At 70.4% G+C, this 16925-nt stretch carries 16 protein-coding genes; 13 read left to right on the top strand and 3 right to left on the bottom strand.

The annotated features are described in order from the left end of the window. Nucleotides 1–69 precede the first annotated feature (69 nt). The 11 genes from AC07AG_RS07580 to AC07AG_RS07530 all read left to right on the top strand — a co-directional run bounded on the left by AC07AG_RS07580 (nucleotide 70) and on the right by AC07AG_RS07530 (nucleotide 10100). A complete protein-coding gene (locus AC07AG_RS07580; RefSeq protein WP_478752869.1) occupies nucleotides 70–1281 on the top strand; it encodes a pyridoxal phosphate-dependent aminotransferase in 1212 nt (403 codons plus the stop codon). Then, nucleotides 1281–1913, top strand: a complete 633-nt coding sequence (locus AC07AG_RS07575) for a C39 family peptidase (protein WP_478752867.1) — start codon at nucleotides 1281–1283, stop codon at nucleotides 1911–1913. Before AC07AG_RS07580 ends, AC07AG_RS07575 begins: the two co-directional genes overlap by 1 nt. A 35-nt stretch (nucleotides 1914–1948) precedes the next feature. Further along, a complete protein-coding gene (locus tag AC07AG_RS07570; protein ID WP_478753920.1) occupies nucleotides 1949–3175 on the top strand; it encodes an FAD-dependent monooxygenase in 1227 nt (408 codons plus the stop codon). 148 nt (nucleotides 3176–3323) lie between these two features. Further along, a complete protein-coding gene (locus tag AC07AG_RS07565; RefSeq protein ID WP_478752865.1) occupies nucleotides 3324–4625 on the top strand; it encodes a VWA domain-containing protein in 1302 nt (433 codons plus the stop codon). After that, nucleotides 4625–5434 carry a hypothetical protein gene (locus AC07AG_RS07560; protein ID WP_478752864.1) on the top strand — a complete coding sequence of 270 codons (810 nt, stop codon included), beginning with the start codon at nucleotides 4625–4627 and terminating at the stop codon, nucleotides 5432–5434. Before AC07AG_RS07565 ends, AC07AG_RS07560 begins: the two co-directional genes overlap by 1 nt. 79 nt (nucleotides 5435–5513) lie before the next feature. Beyond that, nucleotides 5514–6107: a histidine phosphatase family protein gene (locus AC07AG_RS07555; protein WP_478752863.1), complete on the top strand. Its 594-nt coding sequence runs from the start codon at nucleotides 5514–5516 to the stop codon at nucleotides 6105–6107. Nucleotides 6108–6160: 53 nt separating this feature from the next. Next, nucleotides 6161–6745 carry a TerD family protein gene (locus tag AC07AG_RS07550; protein ID WP_249586897.1) on the top strand — a complete coding sequence of 195 codons (585 nt, stop codon included), beginning with the start codon at nucleotides 6161–6163 and terminating at the stop codon, nucleotides 6743–6745. 175 nt (nucleotides 6746–6920) lie between these two features. Further along, nucleotides 6921–7826, top strand: a complete 906-nt coding sequence (locus AC07AG_RS07545) for a TIGR03619 family F420-dependent LLM class oxidoreductase (protein ID WP_478752861.1) — start codon at nucleotides 6921–6923, stop codon at nucleotides 7824–7826. A gap of 99 nt (nucleotides 7827–7925) precedes the next feature. Next, complete coding sequence (locus AC07AG_RS07540) at nucleotides 7926–8579, top strand: hypothetical protein (RefSeq protein WP_478752859.1); 654 nt, start codon at nucleotides 7926–7928, stop codon at nucleotides 8577–8579. Between the two features lie 78 nt (nucleotides 8580–8657). Continuing rightward, entirely contained in the window at nucleotides 8658–9080 is a 423-nt protein-coding gene (locus AC07AG_RS07535) for an acyl-CoA thioesterase (RefSeq protein ID WP_478752858.1), read from the top strand. Between the two features lie 207 nt (nucleotides 9081–9287). Next, nucleotides 9288–10100: an SAM-dependent methyltransferase gene (locus tag AC07AG_RS07530; RefSeq protein WP_478752856.1), complete on the top strand. Its 813-nt coding sequence runs from the start codon at nucleotides 9288–9290 to the stop codon at nucleotides 10098–10100. 90 nt (nucleotides 10101–10190) lie between these two features. On the opposite strand, the gene AC07AG_RS07525 is transcribed toward AC07AG_RS07530, so the two are convergent. Further along, complete coding sequence (locus AC07AG_RS07525) at nucleotides 10191–10586, bottom strand: winged helix-turn-helix transcriptional regulator (RefSeq protein ID WP_478752854.1); 396 nt, start codon at nucleotides 10584–10586, stop codon at nucleotides 10191–10193. Nucleotides 10587–10661: 75 nt separating this feature from the next. On the opposite strand from AC07AG_RS07525, the gene AC07AG_RS07520 reads away from it, so the two are divergent. Together AC07AG_RS07520 and AC07AG_RS07515 are read left to right on the top strand one after the other, a co-directional pair. Then, on the top strand, nucleotides 10662–12224 hold the full coding sequence (locus tag AC07AG_RS07520) for an MFS transporter (RefSeq protein ID WP_478752852.1): 1563 nt from the start codon (nucleotides 10662–10664) through the stop codon (nucleotides 12222–12224). 101 nt (nucleotides 12225–12325) lie between these two features. Further along, entirely contained in the window at nucleotides 12326–13258 is a 933-nt protein-coding gene (locus AC07AG_RS07515) for a hypothetical protein (RefSeq protein WP_478752850.1), read from the top strand. A gap of 40 nt (nucleotides 13259–13298) precedes the next feature. Here AC07AG_RS07515 and proP read toward each other — a convergent pair whose 3' ends face one another. Both proP and AC07AG_RS07505 read right to left on the bottom strand, forming a co-directional pair. Further along, a complete protein-coding gene (gene proP, locus AC07AG_RS07510; RefSeq protein WP_478752848.1) occupies nucleotides 13299–14768 on the bottom strand; it encodes a glycine betaine/L-proline transporter ProP in 1470 nt (489 codons plus the stop codon). Nucleotides 14769–14992: 224 nt separating this feature from the next. Further along, the gene (locus tag AC07AG_RS07505) at nucleotides 14993–16870 is read right to left on the bottom strand and encodes an alpha-L-fucosidase (protein WP_478752846.1); all 1878 of its coding nucleotides are present in this window, start codon (nucleotides 16868–16870) and stop codon (nucleotides 14993–14995) included. Nucleotides 16871–16925 lie beyond the last annotated feature (55 nt).

Genomic DNA, 16925 nt, shown 5'->3' with positions numbered 1-16925 from the left:
CAAGTTGTTGGACTTTCCAAGCTCCAGCTTGGTAAAACCAAGTAACTCACGTCACGGGAGGCACAGCGCATGGAGTTCCGGCAGTCCAGCAAGCTCAGCGAGGTCTGTTACGAGATCCGGGGTCCGGTCATCGAGCACGCCAACGCCCTGGAGGAGGCGGGCCACAGCGTCCTGCGCCTGAACACCGGCAACCCCGCGCTCTTCGGCTTCGAGGCGCCCGAGGAGATCGTCCAGGACATGATCCGGATGCTCCCCCAGGCGCACGGCTACACGGACTCGCGCGGCATCCTCTCGGCCCGCCGCGCCGTCGCCCAGCGCTATCAGGCGCTCGGCCTCGACGAGGTCTCCGTGGACGACGTCTTCCTCGGCAACGGCGTCTCCGAGCTGGTGACGATGGCCGTCCAGGCCCTCCTGGAGGACGGCGACGAAGTCCTCATCCCCGCGCCGGACTTCCCCCTGTGGACCGCGGTCACGACCCTCTCCGGAGGCAAGGCCGTCCACTACGTGTGCGACGAGTCCGCGGACTGGTACCCGGACCTGGACGACATGGCGTCGAAGATCACCGACCGCACGAAGGCCGTCGTGATCATCAACCCGAACAACCCCACGGGCGCCGTGTATCCGAAGGAGGTCCTGGAGGGCATCCTCGACCTCGCGCGCCGCCACGGCCTGATGGTCTTCGCCGACGAGATCTACGACCAGATCCTGTACGACGACGCCGTGCACCACAGCGTCGCGGCCCTCGCCCCTGACCTCGTCGTCCTGACCTTCTGCGGTCTGTCGAAGACGTACCGGGTGGCGGGATTCCGGTCCGGCTGGCTGGTCGTCACGGGACCGCAGCAGCACGCGAAGAGCTATCTGGAGGGGCTGACCATGCTCGCCTCCATGCGTCTGTGCCCGAACGCCCCCGCCCAGTACGCCATCCAGGCCGCGCTCGGCGGCCGGCAGTCCATCCGTGAGCTCACCGCTCCGGGCGGCAGGCTGCACGAGCAGCGCGACATGGCGTGGCGGAAGCTGAACGAGATCCCCGGCGTCTCGTGCGTGAAGCCGAAGGGCGCCCTCTACGCCTTCGCGCGCCTGGACCCCAAGGTCCACCCCATCCACGACGACGAGAAGTTCGTCCTCGACCTGCTCCTCCGGGAGAAGATCCAGGTCGTCCAGGGCACAGGCTTCAACTGGCCCCGCCCCGACCACTTCCGCATCCTGACCCTCCCTTACGCTGACGACCTCGACGCGGCGATCAGCCGCATCGGCCGCTTCCTCAGCGGATACCGCCAGTGATGGCACGAGATGCCGGGGGCCGTGTGTCGCTCTGTTCCGCCTGCCAGGTCCCGTCCCACACGCAGTTCGCCTCGCCCGATCTCGTCGAGCGCATCGTGTACGGAGAGCTCGACCGCGCGGCCGACCCCGCCTGGGCGGAGTCGGGCGCCGTCACCCTCGACGACTACGCGCGCTGGTGCGGCCACCTGTGCGGCCTGACGTGCCTGCGGATGGCGCTCGGCCCGTCCGCGCCCTCGCTCTTCGAGCTGCGGGACGGCGCGCTGAAGTACGGCGCGTACACGGAGGACGCCGACGGCACGATCCACGGGCTCATCTACGCCCCGTTCGCCGAGTACGTGCGCGACGTGCACGGCGTCAACGCCACGGTGCACCGGCACCTCACGGTGGACGAGATCACCGCACTGCTCGACGAGGGCCGCTCGGTGATGGCCTCGGTGCACTACGAGATCCGCCGCCCGCACCGGCCCTCGCCCGGCCGGGGCGGCCACCTGGTGCTGGTCACCGGGCGTTCCGCGGACGGGGGTGTGCACCTGCACAACCCGTCCGGGATCGACGCGGGGACGCGGATGGCGGACATGTCACTTTCGGACTTCGAACCGTTCTTCGCCGGGCGCGGGGTGTCCTTGCGCTGACAGAGGGTCACTCTTCCTGCCAGGATGGCGCGATGATGCGTGGAGGCAGGGTCGCCATCGTGGGTGGGAGCATCGCCGGATGCGCCGCCGCACTCGCCGCGTACCGCGGTGGCGCCGATGAGATCACGGTGTACGAGCGTGCCGCGGGTCGACTCGCCGACCGCGGTGTCGGACTCGCGGTGCACAACTCCCGTTACGCGGAGCTGGACTCCGCCGGGTATCTGGACGCGGACATGCCGTGGGTGCAGCTGGAGCGGCGCCGCTGGTATGTGCGGGACGGGTCGGCGGCCGGGCCCCTCGGTCACGAGATCGGGGCGATGGCGTTCCCTTTCCGTACGTACAACTGGGGCCCTCTGTGGCGTGAGTTGCGCGGCCGCGTGCCCGATTGTGTGGTGTTCCGGTCGGGCGTGGCGGTGGAGCAGGTGCGCACGGGCGGCGAGGACGCCGAGGTGGACACCGCCGAGGGCACCGAGCGCGTCGACCTCGTGATCGGCGCCGACGGCTACCGCTCGGTGGTCCGTACGGCGGCGTTCGCCGGTGTGCGTCCCGCGTACGCCGGCTATCTCGCCTGGCGCGGCGCCTTCCCCGCGGACCGGCTCGCGGACCCGGAGCTGTGGGCGGAGGAGGACTGCGTGTACGTCGTCTTTCCCGGCGGCCACGCCATCGTCTACCGCATCCCGGACGGCGTCGGCGGCCACCGCGTCAACTGGGTCCTGTACACGGCGCCGCCGCCGGACCTCGATCTGGGGCTCGGCCTCGACCTGCGGCTCACCGCCCCCACCAGCCTGCCGCCCGGCGGCCTCACGGAGGCCCTCGCCTCTCATCTCACGTATGTGTGCGACGAGTTGATGCCGCCCTACTGGGGCGACCTCGTCCGTACGACCACCCCTGACGAACTCTTCCTCCAGCCGATGTACGACTACACGGCTCCCCGTTACACCACGGGCCGGGTGCTCCTGATGGGCGACGCCGCCACCGTCGCCCGGCCGCACACCGGGGCGGGCGCGGTCAAGGCGCTGCAGGACGCGACGGTCCTGGAGTCCGCCTTCGCCACGGCCACGACCTGGCCGGACGCCCTCGACACGTACGACACCGACCGTACGGTCGCCGGCGCCGCGATGGTCGACCTCGGGCGGCGCCTCGGTCATGCCCTCGTCGAGGAGACGCCGCCGTGGCGGTCGATGGACCAAACGGCGCTGGAGACATGGTGGAAGCAGGCCGACGGGGGCGGGGCGTTCGGGGGGCGTTCGCTGGGGCGATGACCTGGAGCGGCCGTGGCGGGTGGACGGGCGGCCGGTGGACTGGCGGCCGGTGGATGGGCGTCGGGTGGACGGGCATCGGGTCGATGGGCGGAGGCTGATACCCACCCGCCGGTTTGGGTATGCACGTCAAGATCAATAAGATCCGGCGATGATCACAAGACATCGGCTGGCGGCCGGGGCCTTCGCCCTGCTCGCCGCCTTGACCGCCGGACTCGGCACGGCGGGTTCCGCCGCCGCCGACGCGGACGAACCGGCACAGCCCTCCCCCAAGGTCGAGCTCGTCCTCGACGTCAGCGGTTCGATGCGGGCCCGCGACATCGACGGCAAGTCCCGGATGGCGGCGGCGAAGCAGGCGTTCAACGAGGTTCTCGACGCCACGCCGGGCGAAGTCCAGCTGGGCATACGCACGTTGGGCGCCAACTACCGCGGCGACGACCGCAAGACGGGCTGCAAGGACACCGAGCTCCTCTACCCGGTCGCGGAGCTCGACCGCGCCGGGCGCACCGACGCGAAGACCGCGGTGGCCACGCTCGCGCCCACCGGGTGGACGCCGATCGGCCCCACGCTCCTGAAGGCCGCCGACGACCTCAAGGACGACAACGCCGAGCGCAGCCGCCGCATCGTCCTCATCTCCGACGGCGAGGACACCTGCCAGCCGCTCGACCCCTGCGAGGTGGCCCGCAAGATCGCCGCCGAGGGCATCCACCTCACGGTCGACACGCTCGGCCTCGTGCCGGACGCCAAGACCCGCGACCAGCTGAGCTGCATCGCGGAGGCCACCGGCGGTACGTACACGTCGGTGCGGCACACCGATGAACTCTCCGGCCGCGTCAAGCAGTTGGTCGACCGTGCCGCTGACCCCGTCGCCACCCCGGTGGCCGCCGAGGGCGCCGCCCAGTGCTCCGACGCCCCGAAGCTGAACGCGGGCGTCTACACCGACCGGGAGAAGTTCGGCGAGCACCGCTGGTACCGCGTCGACGTCAAGCCCGGCCAGGAGCTGCGCGCTTCCGTCAGTGTGGGCGCCGACCGCGCCGTGAACCAGGACTACGGCGTGCTGCTGCGGGCCTCGACCACGCACGGACGCGAGATCGTGCGCGGATCCGAGGCGGGTGACGGACGTACGGACGTGATCTCGACCGGCCTGCGCTATCCGAAGCCGGAGGGTGACGACGACGAGGAGACGGACGAGGGCGAGCCCGCCCCCGAGACCGTGTGTCTCCAGGTCAGCAACTCCTTCTCGGCACCCGCCTCCGTCAAGACGACTCCGGGCCTGCCCGTCGAGCTGGCCGTCGACCTGGTGGACGCGCCCGACGAGGCGTCGGACGTGGCGTCCTTCGGCCTGGGCAACGGCTGGTGGCTGCTCGGCGCACTGATCCTCACCGGCTTCCTCGCCGGTCTGGTCTGGGGCTGGGTCTCGCGCTGGCGCTTCGCGGTCTGGAGGACCAACTGATGCGTACGACACGTGTGTTGAGCAGGGCTGCGGTGCTGGCCGGTGCGGCACTGCTGACCCTGGCAGGAACGGCGGGCGCGACCTTCGCCGACAGCTCGGACAGCTCGGACAGCTCGGACAGCTCCTCCGACGACAACAAGCCGACGGAGGCCGGTACGTCCTTCCGCACGGCGACGGCGATCCAGCCGGACCAGGAGGCGACGGCGGAGGCATCCACCGGCGACTACCTGTACTGGTCGTTCCCGGCGGACGTCGGACAGCGCGCCACGGTGCACGCGAAGGTGAAGCTGCCGGACGACGCCGCGCGCCGGGGCGACTCCACCTGGCGGGTCGATGTGTACGACGGGCTGCGGCGCCACCAGGCATGCCGGTTCGGCGCGCAGACCAGGACGGCGGCGCAGGACGCCACCACGGTCGAACTGTCCTGCACGCTGCGCACGGTGCGCGGCTGGGCCGAGCCCTGGGCCAACGACCCGCTGCCCGGCACGTACTACGCCCGCCTGACGGTCACCGACCTCAAGGCGGACGACCTGGGTCTGCCGATGCGGGCCGAGGCATCGGTCACGTCGACCGACGCGGGCGGCGCCCAGGCGGTGGACGGCGCGCTCGCGAAACCCTTGGTGCCGGGGGTCGGCACGAAGATGGAGGCGGCGTCCAGCGAACCGGAGGACGGCTGGGCCTCCGGCTGGTGGTCGTCCCGCTGGCTGTGGACGGCGGCAGGCGGCGCGCTCGGCGCCCTCGCGGGCATCGGAGGCTACTCCCTGACCCGCGGCTCGGGCCGCCCGGCGCGGGTACCTGCGGGGATCTAGCGGGGACCTAGTCTCGGTGGTGGCCGGAACGGGCCTTCCGGTCCGGCCACCACCGAGACAGAACAGGAAGTTGCGCACCATGGGTGACCTGCTCCTCGTCCGGCACGGCGAGACCGAGTGGTCCATGTCCGGGCAGCACACCAGCTGGACGGACATCCCGCTCACCGACAACGGCAGGGAGCAGGCGCGGGGGCTCGCGCCGCTGGTCGGGAGGTTCCGGATCGGTGCGGCGTTCGTGAGTCCCCGGGAGCGGGCGCGGGACACCGCGGAGTTGGCGGGGTTCCCGGACGCCCGGGTGGACCCCGATCTGAGCGAGTGGGACTACGGGGCGTACGAAGGGGTCACGACGGTGGAGATCCACCGCACACGCCCCGACTGGTTTCTCTTCACGGACGGAGTGGCACTCGGCCCCGCCGAGCACCCGGGTGAGACCCCGGAGCAGATCGGCGAGCGGGCCGACCGGATGCTGGCCAAGGTCGACGCGGCTCTGGCCAACTACGAGGCCAGCGTGGTCCTCTTCGCCCACTCCCATTTCCTGCGGGTGCTCACGGCCCGGCGGCTCGGACTGCCGGTCTCGGGCGGGGCGTTGTTCCAGTTGGCGACGGGGACGGTCTGCCGCCTCAGCACGGAGCACGGGCGCCCGGTGGTGGCGAGCTGGAACATTCGCCCGTAAAACCAGGCACACTCTGTCCCATATAGCTCTCTCACCACCAAGAAGGATCACGAATGATCACGCTCAAGAAGGAAGACGGACCGGCTGATCTCGGCGGAGTGACCCGTCTGTCCATAGGTGTGTCCTGGGACCCCACCGTCGGCAGCAGCGGTGGACTCATGGGGAAGCTCCGCCAGAAGGCCGGCACCGACCTCGACCTGATCGCCATCGCGATGTCCGGGGCCGACCCGGTGCGCCTCGCCGGTCTCGACTCGCTCGACCCGCTGGGCAACGGCTCGCTGGTGCACAGCGGCGACAACCAGACCGGCAAGGGTGACGGCGACGACGAGACGGTGACCGTCGAGTTCGAGCGCGTGCCGGACAACATCACGTCCATCGTGTTCGTCGCCGCCGCGTACAAGAAGCGCAGCGCCTTCCAGAACGCGCGCAACATCAGCTTCAAGGTGTACGACGCCACGGGCGGCAGCACCCAGCAGGTCGCCGACATCTGGCCGAGCCTGCTCACCAACGACAACGGCTGCGCCGTGGCCAAGGCGATCCGGGACGGTGCGACCTGGAAGCTCGAGGTCATCAACGAGACCGGGAAGATCAAGCAGGGCGACGAGCAGGCCCTGATGCGCTTCGCCATGAGCAAGTAGCGGGATCCCGGGCCGGCCGCTTCCCCGGCCGGCCCGGTCGATGCCGGGGTGTGCCCGGTCGATGCCGGGGTGTGCCCGGTCGATACCAAGGTCCGCCCGGTCAATGTCGAGGTCTGCCCGGTCGATGCCAGGCCCAGTTCGACATGCGCCCCGAAGATCATCAAGACTTGCGCCCATGCGATACGGCGTGAATCTCCTCAACTTCGGCTCCGGCACCACCCCCGACTCCCTCGTCCGCCAGGCGACCGACGCCCGCGACATCGGTTTCGGCTTTGCGATGATCTCCGACCACATAACGGTCACCCCCGACGTGCACGCGGTCTATCCGGCCCCGTTCTACGACCAGTTCGTGCTGGCCGCGCATCTCGCGGGCCGCGTACCGGGGCTGCGGCTCGGCACGACGATCACCGTGATCCCCTACCGCCACCCGCTCCAGACCGCCCGCCTGGCCGCCAACATCGACCAGCTCAACGAAGCGGGCTTCATCCTCGGCGCCGGTGTCGGCTGGTCCCGCGCCGAGTACGAGGCGCTCGGCGTCCCGTTCGATGAGCGCGGCGCCATCACGGACGAGTACCTCACCGCGATCCGCGCCGCCTGGACCGAGGAGACGACCTCGTTCCAGGGGCGGTACGTCTCCTACGAAGACATCCGCAACGCCCCCGCCCCGGCGACGCCCCTGCCCGTCTGGGTCGGCGGCAACTCCCCCGCAGCCCAGCGCCGCGCGGCCCGCCTCGGCGAGGGCTGGCACCCGTTCATGCCGACGCTCGAAGCCGTGCGGACGGCGCTGCCCCGGATCGCCGCCGAGGCCGAGGCCGCCGGGCGCCCCGTGCCGGACCTCGTGCCCCGCCTCCAGCTCCGGCTCACCCCGCAGCCGGACACCGCGGAGCGCCCCCTCGGGCACGGCAGCGTCGACCAGCTCCGCGCCGACCTGGAGACGCTGGCCGAGCTCGGGGCCACGGACGTCCTGCTCGACACCTACCCCGGTACGCCCGACGAGCGCGGCACCGCCGACGACGACCGGCGCACGCTCGACCTCGTGGCCGAGAAGGTGGTCGACCTCGCCACGGGAACAGTTCGCTGAGCCGGCAGACCGCGGACAGCTGAGGTCCCGCGGCCGTTGTCAGTGGCGCGAGGCACTATCGGAACCAGGCGGAAGAGGACCTGGGGAAGAGGTGGGCTCATGACGAAGCCTCCGACGGCCGCTCAGCGGCGGATCATCGAGGCCGCCGACCCGGCCACGGGACGGCTGACCGGGAGCGAGGCACAGCTGGCGGGACTCGTGCGCCACCGCCTCGCCTTCCGGCACCCCCGTCCGCCGCACGCCTATTTCCTGACGCCCACGGGTCATCGCGTGCGGGAAGGCACGGAGGGTGAGGGCGTCCCCACTGCCGAGGACTCCGGCCCTCCCCCGTCCGCCGCCCCCGCCCCCTCCGGCCTCTTCGCCGCCCGCACCGGCACCGAACCGGTACCGCCGCCGGGAGCCGAAGGCCCGGCCCGCGCACGCGACGTACGCAGCGCCTGGGAGGGCCTCCTGGAGATGCGCCGCATGACCAATCCGGACGGCGCGCGGGACCGCCCCTGCGCCTGGGAGCGGACGCATCTGGTGCAGGCCGCCGCGCTCGCCCTGGAGGCGGCGGGCTGCCCTCCGGGGCCCGACGGCTATCGGGTGGGCGAGACCCCGCAGCCCGAGGCCGTCGCCGTGCGCGTGGCGGTACCGGAGGGGCTGCGGGCCTGCGCGAGCGCGCTGGAGGCCGCGGGGTGGCAGGTCAGCGAACACGCCGAGCGGCCCCGCGGCGTGCGCTATCTCCTCGCATCGCCCCGGAGATCATCGTGAAGTGACTGGATGGAGAAGTCGCCGGGTTCGAAGTGAATGGCCTTGAAGTGACCGTGTTGAACCGTTGAAGGGAATGTCGTGGCAGAGCCGTTTTCCGTGAGCATCAGCGTCCGTGGGTACGAGACGGACTCGCAGGGCCATCTCAACCAGGCCGTCTATCTGCAGTACGCCGAGCACGCCCGCTGGTCGGTGCTGCGCGCGGCAGGCATCGAGCAGGCCGATCTGCTCGCCAAGGGGGTGGGCCCGGTCGCCCTGGAGAACACCATCCGCTACTTCAGCGAGCTACGCGCGGGTGACGAGGTCGAGGTGACCTGCGTCTTCGTGTGGGGTGAGCGCAAGACGTTCCGCATCGAGCAGTCGATCACCAAGACGGACGGCACCAAGGCCGCCGAGCTGCACTCCGTCGGCGGCCTCCTGGATCTCAACGAGCGGCAGATGGTGGCGGATCCGCGCGAGTACTTCAGGGCGCTGGCCGACGACCCGACGGTGATCGGCCTCTGACCGGCCGCAGACCGGCCGCTGGCCAGTCGTCGGCCAGTCGTCGGCCAGTTGCTGACCGGCCGTTGACCAGTCGCTGGTCGGCACCTGGTCGACCTTTGGAGATGGGGAGTTGGGCCCCCGTTTCCGGGGATCGGGAACTAGATTGGCGGGTGATCGTTCTTTCAAGTACCCAGCAGGAGCAGGACCGCTCACCCACAGGAGGCCCCCGTGTCGGACCGTGACCCCCAAGCCGACGCCGCCGAGGACATACGCGCGCGCATCGACACCACGACACCGCACTCCGCACGCTTCTGGAACTACTTCGTGGGCGGCAAGGACAACTACGAGAAGGACCGCGAACTCGGCGACCACATCAAGGAGATCCACCCCGGCCTGGTCGACGTGGCGCGCCTGAGCCGCAACTTCCTGGGCCGCGCGGTCCGGCACCTGGTGACGGAGCAGGGCATCCGCCAGTTCCTGGACATCGGTACGGGCCTGCCGACCGCCGACAACACGCACGAGGTCGCCCAGCGCGCGGCCCCGGACTCCCGGATCGTGTACGTCGACAACGACCCGCTCGTCCTGGCCCACGCCCGCGCACTGCTCACCAGCACGCCCGAGGGCGAGACCGCGTACATCGACGCCGATCTCTACGACCCCGAGGCGATCCTGCGGGCCGCGAGCGCGACCCTGGACCTCTCCCGGCCGGTCGCCCTGATGATCCTCAACACCCTTGGCCACGTGGGAGATTACGCGCAGGGGCGCGACCTCGTGTCCCGGCTCATGGCCGGTCTGCCGTCCGGCAGCTATCTGGTGATCAGTGACAGCACCGCCACCAGCGACGGCATGATCGCGGCGTCGAACGCGTACAACAAGAGCGGCGCGATCCCCTACCACGTGCGCAGCGTCGAGGAGATCGCCGGCTTCTTCGACGGCCTGGAGCTGGTGGATCCCGGCGTCGCCCAGGTCACCCGCTGGCGCCCCGAATCCGAGGACGCGACGCCCGTCGACGCGTACGGAGCGGTGGCCCGCAAGCCCTAGCTCCCGCCGGGCTTCCGCTGGAGACGCGGTGATCGATCCGCGGGCCGGTGGGGGCTTGTCGCGCAGTTCCCCGCGTCCCTTACGGGGCGCTCACGCGTCCACAAGCCCCCGCCGCTCGTCGTAAGCCGCCCGCGACTGCGCGATCGTCACCCGGTGCCGCTCCGCCCACCCCGTCAGGGTCAGCAGCGTGCCGTGCAACTCCTCTGCGACCGGCGTCAGTTCATACTCGACCTTCGGCGGCACCGTCGGAAACACCGTGCGCGTGAGCAGGCCGTCGCGTTCCAGGTTCCGCAGGGTCAGGGTCAGCATGCGGCGGCTGATGCCCTCGATGCTGCGCTCCAGTTCGGTGAAGCGGATGGGCCCGTGGGCCGCCGCGACCAGGATCGGGATGCTCCATTTCCCCACCACCCTGTCAAGAACTTCGCGCAGCGGGCACGCCTGCGCGTTCACCACCTGCGCCGTAACACCGGTGTTCCCTTGGGACATCGAAGTTCCTCCTTCTCGCGGCCTCCATGGTCACGCACGATGAGCCCCGTTACAAGTCGTGCACCTATGCAGTTCATGGAGGTTTTCATCGTGTCCGATGCCAGGGCTCAGGCCCCGTCCACTTCACCACGCTCACGCCGGGCGTCGCTCGCCGTTCTGTCGTCGGGACTCCTGATGACGATCATCGACGGCAACATCGTGACCGTCGCCATGCCCGCCATCCAGAACGACCTGGGCTTCTCGGCGCCGGGCCTCGCCTGGGTCGTGAACGCCTACCTCATCGCCTTCGGCGGACTGCTGCTCCTCGCCGGTCGGCTCGGCGATCTCATCGGCCGCAAGCGGATGTTCGTCTCGGGCCTCGCCGTGTTCACCGCGGCGTCCGTGCTGTGCGGGGTCGCCACCGACCAGGGCCTGCTGATCGCGGCACGCGCCGTGCAGGGCGTCGGCGGGGCGATGACATCGGCGGTCGTGCTCGGCATGCTGGTGGCCCTCTTCCCCGAGCCGCGCGAACAGGCCAAGGCCATCGCGGTGTTCAGCGCGGTCGGCGCGGCGGGCGGTGCGCTCGGCACGTTCCTGGGCGGCGCGCTCACCGAGGCCCTCAACTGGCACTGGATCTTCCTGATCAACCTGCCGATCGGGGCCGTCGCGCTCGTCGCCGCGGTACGCGTCCTGGCGAACGACCGCGGCACGGGCCTCGCCGGGGGCGCGGACTACCCGGGCGCCGCGCTCGTCACCGGCGCGCTGATGCTCACCGTCTACACGATCGTCGGCTCCGGCGAGCGCGGGACGCCCGCCACGCTCGCGCTCGCCGCCCTCTCCCTCGCCCTGTACGCCGCCTTCGCCGTCCGCCAGACCCGCACGGCCCGTCCCCTGCTGCGCCTGCGCATCCTGCGCTCCCGCACGCTGACCGGCGCCAACGCCGTGCAGATCCTGATGATCGCGGGCATGTTCGGCTTCCAGTACATCGGCGCGCTCTACTTCCAACGGGTCCTGGGCTACGGCGAATTGAAGACCGGCTTCGCGTTCCTGCCCGCCCCCGTCGCCATCGGCGTCCTGATTCTCGGCCTGTCCGCCCGCGTGATCGGGCGCTTCGGCCCGTACCGTTCGGTGCTCGCCGGCCTCGTCCTCATCACGGCGGGCCTCGCGCTCCTCGGCCGCCTGCCCGCCAACGGTTCGTACGCCGTCGACGTGCTCCCCGCGATGCTGCTGCTCGGCACCGGGTTCGCCGCGGCGATGCCCGCCGTGACGGGGCTCGCGATGGCCGGGGCGCGCGAGGAGGACGCGGGCCTTGCCTCCGGGCTCTTCAACACCACGCAGGTGGTGGGCGGTTCACTGGGGCTGGCCGTCCTGACCACGCTGGCCGCGAGCCGTACGGAGAGCCTGCTCGCGGACGGCGGACGGACCGTGGCGGCGACGGCCGACGGCTACCGCCTCGCCTTCTGGGTGGCCGCGGGCGTCGCGGCGGCGGGCATCGCCCTGGCGGCGACGCTGCTCCGGCCGGAGCGCGTGACGACCGGCACCGTCACCCCCACGCAGGAGCACGAGCAAGAGCACGAGCGGGAGTACGAGCAGGCGCAGGAGCGCCGCGCGCCGACGACGGCAGCAGCGACCACGACGGCGGCGCGAATCACCCGTTAGGCCAATCCAGGTATCCCCCTTGCCTCACGGCGGCCGGGCCACTACGGTCCGGCCAGCCGCGAATCTACGCGCGTCACGCACCGAGCGAGAGGCCCCTGACCATGCGTAAGACCGTCCTGACCGCAATCGCCGCCCTGGGAGCGGGAGTTGCTGTGGTGCTCAGCACCGGCCTGTCATCGGCGCGGCCGGAAGCCGGCTCATGGCAGCAGGTCGGGGCCGACGTGAAGTCCGGCATCAGCGGTCTCGCCGTCGCCTCGCGTTCGGGTGACGCTCTCCACGCCCTCGTCGTACGCGACAACAAACGGCCCGGGGACAACCGCATCGCCGACGTCGTCTACCGCCCCGGCCAGGCGGCCACCGTCACGCCGATCACCTGGCAGGGCGGCACCGAGCCCGTCGACCTGGAGGCGCTCGACGCGGTGCCGGGCACCTCCGACGAGTACGTGGCCGTGGCCAGCCGCGGGCTCGCCTACCACCTCGAGCTGATCGACGCCGGTGAGACCGTGCGGGTCCTCGACGTCGCACCGCTGCCCGAGATCGGCGCGGGCGACGACTTCGAGAGCTTCACCCTGACCTCGCGGCACGGGAGGACGGCCGCGGTCTGGGCGGACCGGGGCGCGGGCGCGGACCGCCCCGCGACCCTGTACACGGCGCCGTTCTCGATCAACTCCTACGGTGAGTCGAAGTTCGGCGCGGTGAAGAAGGCGACGCTCCGTGCGCCGTATCCGCGGGGGGACGTCCGCCACGCCTCGGACATCGAGGTGACCAAGTCGGGCCGTCTGCTGGTCAGTTCGGCATCCGACGCCGGGGACGACGGGCCGTTCGACTCCGCCGTGAGCGATGCGGGCAGGCTGTCCGTCACCCCCTCGGGGAAGGTCAGGCTGTCCGTCGACAGGTCGCCCGAGCTCCTGGAGAAGTTCGAGGGCCACAAGATCGAGGCCGTGCACTGCATCCCCGGCTCCCACCTCGCGGCCCTCGGCACGGACGACGAGAACGCGGGCGGCTCCCTCAGCACGCGCCGCCTCTGCGACTGACCCCGTTTCGACGTCCTGGAAGCCGGGCGCCGCTGAGGGGTCAGAGCCGCTGCGCCGCCACCAGTTCGCGCGCCTCCTCGTCCGTCGCGACCGACGGCGGGGAGCCTTCCAGGGGCTTCTGGGCCGTCTCCTTCATCGCGGCCACCGCGATGATGCCGATCAGGCCCGCGAGCATCGTGTAGAACGCGGGCATCAGGTCGTTGCCGGTCACGCCGATCAGACCCGCGACCACCAGCGGCGTCGTACCGCCGAAGAGCGAGACCGAGACGTTGAAGCCGATGGACAGCGAGCCGTAGCGGACGTCCGTGGGGAAGAGGGCCGGCAGCGACGAGGACATGGCGCCCAGGTAGCAGACCAGCGCGAGGCCGAGGATGAGCAGACCGGTGAAGACCGCCACCGTGCCGCCCTGCTTGATGAGCAGGAAGGCCGGGAGGGCCAGCACGAAGAAGCCGACCGAGCCCGCCATCAGGACCGGCTTGCGGCCGATGCGGTCGGAGATGCGGCCGACCGAGTTGATGAGCGCCATCAGGATCAGCATGACGACCACGATCGACATCAGGCCGCCGGTCTCGCCGAATCCGAGCTGGGTCAGGTACGTCGGCATGTAGGACAGCAGCATGTAGTCGGTGATGTTGAACGCCGCCACGAGGGCGATGCAGAGCAGCATCGCGCGCCACTGGCCGAAGAAGGAGTCCTTGAAGGACTTCTTCTGGCGTTCGGCGGCCGGGCCGCTCTCCGCCTCCGCCATCTTCTGGAAGGCGGGCGACTCGTCGAGCTTCAGCCGCAGGTAGAGGCCGATGAGGCCGAGCGGCGCCGCCACCAGGAACGGGATGCGCCAGCCCCAGGACTGCATGGCGTCGTCGCTGAGCCACAGCGTGAGGGAGGTGACGAGGACCGCGGCGACGGTGTAGCCGATCAGCGTGCCGAACTCCAGGAAGGAACCCCAGAATCCGCGGCGCTTGTCCGGCGCGTACTCGGCGATGAAGGTCGCCGCCCCGCCGTACTCGCCGCCCGTCGAGAAGCCCTGCACCATGCGGCACAGGACGAGGAGGACCGGGGCCCAGAATCCGATGGTGGCGTAGCTGGGGATCAGGCCGATCGCCAGGGTCGCCGTCGACATCATGATCATGGTCAGCGCGAGGATCTTCTTGCGGCCGACGCGGTCGCCCAGCGGCCCGAAGAACATGCCGCCGATGGGGCGCACCAGGAAGGCTGCGGCGAAGGTGGCGAGCGAGGAGAGCGTCTGCGCGGTGTCGTTGCCGGAGGGGAAGAACTCCTTGCCGATGATCACCGCGAGATAGGCGTAGACACCGAAGTCGTACCACTCCATGGCGTTGCCGAGGGCGGTCGCCTTCACCGCGCGCTTGACCTGGGCCTCTTCGGTGACGGTGATGTCCGACTGGCGCAGGCGCGGGTTCTTCCGGCGGTGGATCGCGCGGAAGAGCGCACGGTGCCTGGCTATCGCCTCCGGAGCGGGTGCTGGGGCTTCGGGTGCTTCGGGGGCGCTCACGGTGCAGTCACTCTCTCGGTCGGCGATGGGCGTGCGTCGATGCCCCGACCTGGGTGGCCGTGGATCGACATTCGGTCGTCTGCCCTGTTGGGCGTCGATCAACACTGCCAATTCCGGAGAACGGAAAGTGCCCGCCATTGGTCCTCACGGAGAGGGCCCCAAGTCCTGACTCCGCAGGACTTGGGGCCCGATTCGGTCAGCGTGCCTGCATCAGCGTGCGCACATCAGCGCGCGTACAGCTGGGTGGCAGGCACGATCTGCTGTTCCTGTCCCGGACTGGACCAGAGCAGCTTCATGTGGGCCTCGCCCGTCTGTTCCGCGTACTCGACCTTGATCGAGTGCCGCTTGCCCGCGGTGAGGGCGACCTGGCTCTTGTCGATCTTCGGCTCGTGCGGCGTCCAGGAGTCGATGACCAGCTTGCCGTCGATCCACACCCGCGCCATGTCGTCCGAGACGGTCGTCAGCGTGTACGTCTCCGAGCGGCGAGGCTCCAGCGTGCCGGTCCAGCGGATGCTGAACTTGTCGGAGGGGATGCTCGCCGCCGGTGAACCTTCGTACTTCCAGGCGTGGTTGAGGGTGGCATCGGTGCGGGTGATCTTCGGGTTGCCGCTCAGGTCCGCGTTGTCGAAGATCTCCTGCTTCAGGCCCTTGCCCTTGCCGGGGCGGGCCGTCGGGCCCGGGTCCACCCTCAGCTCGACGACCGTGGCCGTGTCGTTGGTCGCCGCGCCGGACGGCTTCACGTCGAAGCCGTCGCCCGACTTGGTGACCGTCACCTTCTGGTCGCTGCCGAGCACGCGTGCCGAGGTGACCTTGAAGTCCGTACGCGCCTTCAGGTGCAGGGCGGCGCCGGACGCCGGCCACTGGGTGACCGCCGCGTACAGCTTGTCGCCCTTGCGGCTGACCGAGCCCCAGGACGGCTCCTCGACGAGTCCGCCGTAGCGGGCGCCGAACACCGCGTTGCCCTGGCCCGACGCTCGCAGCCAGTCGCCCATCTGCTTCAGGCGGTCGACGGACGGCTGCGGGACGCGGCCGCGGGTGTCGGGGCCGACGTTCAGGAGGTAGTTCCCGCTGCGGGACGTCGTGGAGAGGAGGTTCTTGACCAGGGTGGACGACGACTTCCAGTCGGTGTCGTAGCGCGCGAAGCCCCAGTGGCCGTTGAGGGTCATGCAGGATTCCCAGAGCTGGCCGTCGACCGGTGCGCCGGGGATCTCCTGCTCGGGGGTGCCGTAGTCGCCGTCGACCACGCGGCGCTTGCCGACGCGGTTGTTGATGACCAGGTCGGGGTCGAGGCCGCGGAGGTAGGCCTCCAGCTTCTCGCCGTCCTTCGCCGTCCAGGGGTTGTTGGGCTTGTCCGTGTCCCATTCGCCGTCGAACCAGAGCAGCGCCGGGTCGTAGTTGTCGACCAGTTCCTTGAGCTGGGCGCGCATCCGCTTCTCGTACTGGGGGAAGCTCGCCGGGTCCGGGAAGTCGGGGTCGTGCCAGTCCCAGATCGAGTAGTAGAAGCCGAGCTTGATGCCCGCGTCGTCGGAGGCCTTCTTCAACTCGGCGAGGATGTCGCGCTTCTTGTCGAAGGAGGAGTGGTCGCGCAGGTTCCAGTCGTTGACCTTCGTGGGCCACATCGCGTACCCCTCGTGGTGCTTCGAGGTGATGACGATGTAACGCATTCCGGCGTCCTTGGCCGCCTTGACCACGGCCTTGGCGTCGAAGTCGGCCGGGTTGAACGTCGCGGCCTGCTTCTCGTACTCGGCCTTCGGGATGTCGCACTGGCGCTGGATCCACTCGGCGTCGCGGCAGACGGAGCCGTCGCCCTTCTTGTACTCGCCCTCCAGGTTGGAGTACGCGCCGAAGTGGATGAACATGCCGAAGCGGTCCTGCCGGAACCAGTTGGTGCGGTCGGCGGTGAAGGGGTCGTCGGTGGCGTGGTCGGTTCCCGGGCCGGTGGGCGCGGGCCGATCGGCCTGCGGGGCCGCGGTGGCCTGGGCGGCGGGGGGTTCCGTCGGCGCCGCGACGGCCGCGGGGACGGCGGTCGCGGCGAGGGCCGAGGCGAGGAGCAGGGCGATCCCGGCGACTCTTCGCCGGGTGCGGCTGAGCTGTGTGCGCATGGGGGCGGCTCCCTGAGGTTGACGGGTCGCTCGGGAACGTAGGGTTGAATACATC

The organism is Streptomyces sp. NPDC044044 (genome assembly GCF_056434405.1).
The sequence above is the reverse complement of the archived record's forward strand: the minus strand, read 5'-3'. Positions and strand labels throughout refer to the sequence as shown.

Bases quoted from the DNA above. Each gene is read 5' to 3' on its own strand.
- AC07AG_RS07560 (WP_478752864.1), top strand. From the start codon at position 4,625: ATGCGTACGACACGTGTGTTGAGCAGGGCTGCGGTGCTGGCCGGTGCG.
- AC07AG_RS07515 (WP_478752850.1), top strand. From the start codon at position 12,326: ATGCGTAAGACCGTCCTGACCGCAATCGCCGCCCTGGGAGCGGGAGTT.
- AC07AG_RS07575 (WP_478752867.1), top strand. From the start codon at position 1,281: ATGGCACGAGATGCCGGGGGCCGTGTGTCGCTCTGTTCCGCCTGCCAG.
- AC07AG_RS07525 (WP_478752854.1), bottom strand. From the start codon at position 10,586: ATGTCCCAAGGGAACACCGGTGTTACGGCGCAGGTGGTGAACGCGCAG.
- AC07AG_RS07565 (WP_478752865.1), top strand. From the start codon at position 3,324: ATGATCACAAGACATCGGCTGGCGGCCGGGGCCTTCGCCCTGCTCGCC.
- AC07AG_RS07505 (WP_478752846.1), bottom strand. From the start codon at position 16,870: ATGCGCACACAGCTCAGCCGCACCCGGCGAAGAGTCGCCGGGATCGCC.
- AC07AG_RS07570 (WP_478753920.1), top strand. From the start codon at position 1,949: ATGCGTGGAGGCAGGGTCGCCATCGTGGGTGGGAGCATCGCCGGATGC.
- AC07AG_RS07555 (WP_478752863.1), top strand. From the start codon at position 5,514: ATGGGTGACCTGCTCCTCGTCCGGCACGGCGAGACCGAGTGGTCCATG.
- AC07AG_RS07540 (WP_478752859.1), top strand. From the start codon at position 7,926: ATGACGAAGCCTCCGACGGCCGCTCAGCGGCGGATCATCGAGGCCGCC.
- AC07AG_RS07545 (WP_478752861.1), top strand. From the start codon at position 6,921: ATGCGATACGGCGTGAATCTCCTCAACTTCGGCTCCGGCACCACCCCC.
- AC07AG_RS07520 (WP_478752852.1), top strand. From the start codon at position 10,662: ATGGAGGTTTTCATCGTGTCCGATGCCAGGGCTCAGGCCCCGTCCACT.
- AC07AG_RS07550 (WP_249586897.1), top strand. From the start codon at position 6,161: ATGATCACGCTCAAGAAGGAAGACGGACCGGCTGATCTCGGCGGAGTG.
- AC07AG_RS07580 (WP_478752869.1), top strand. From the start codon at position 70: ATGGAGTTCCGGCAGTCCAGCAAGCTCAGCGAGGTCTGTTACGAGATC.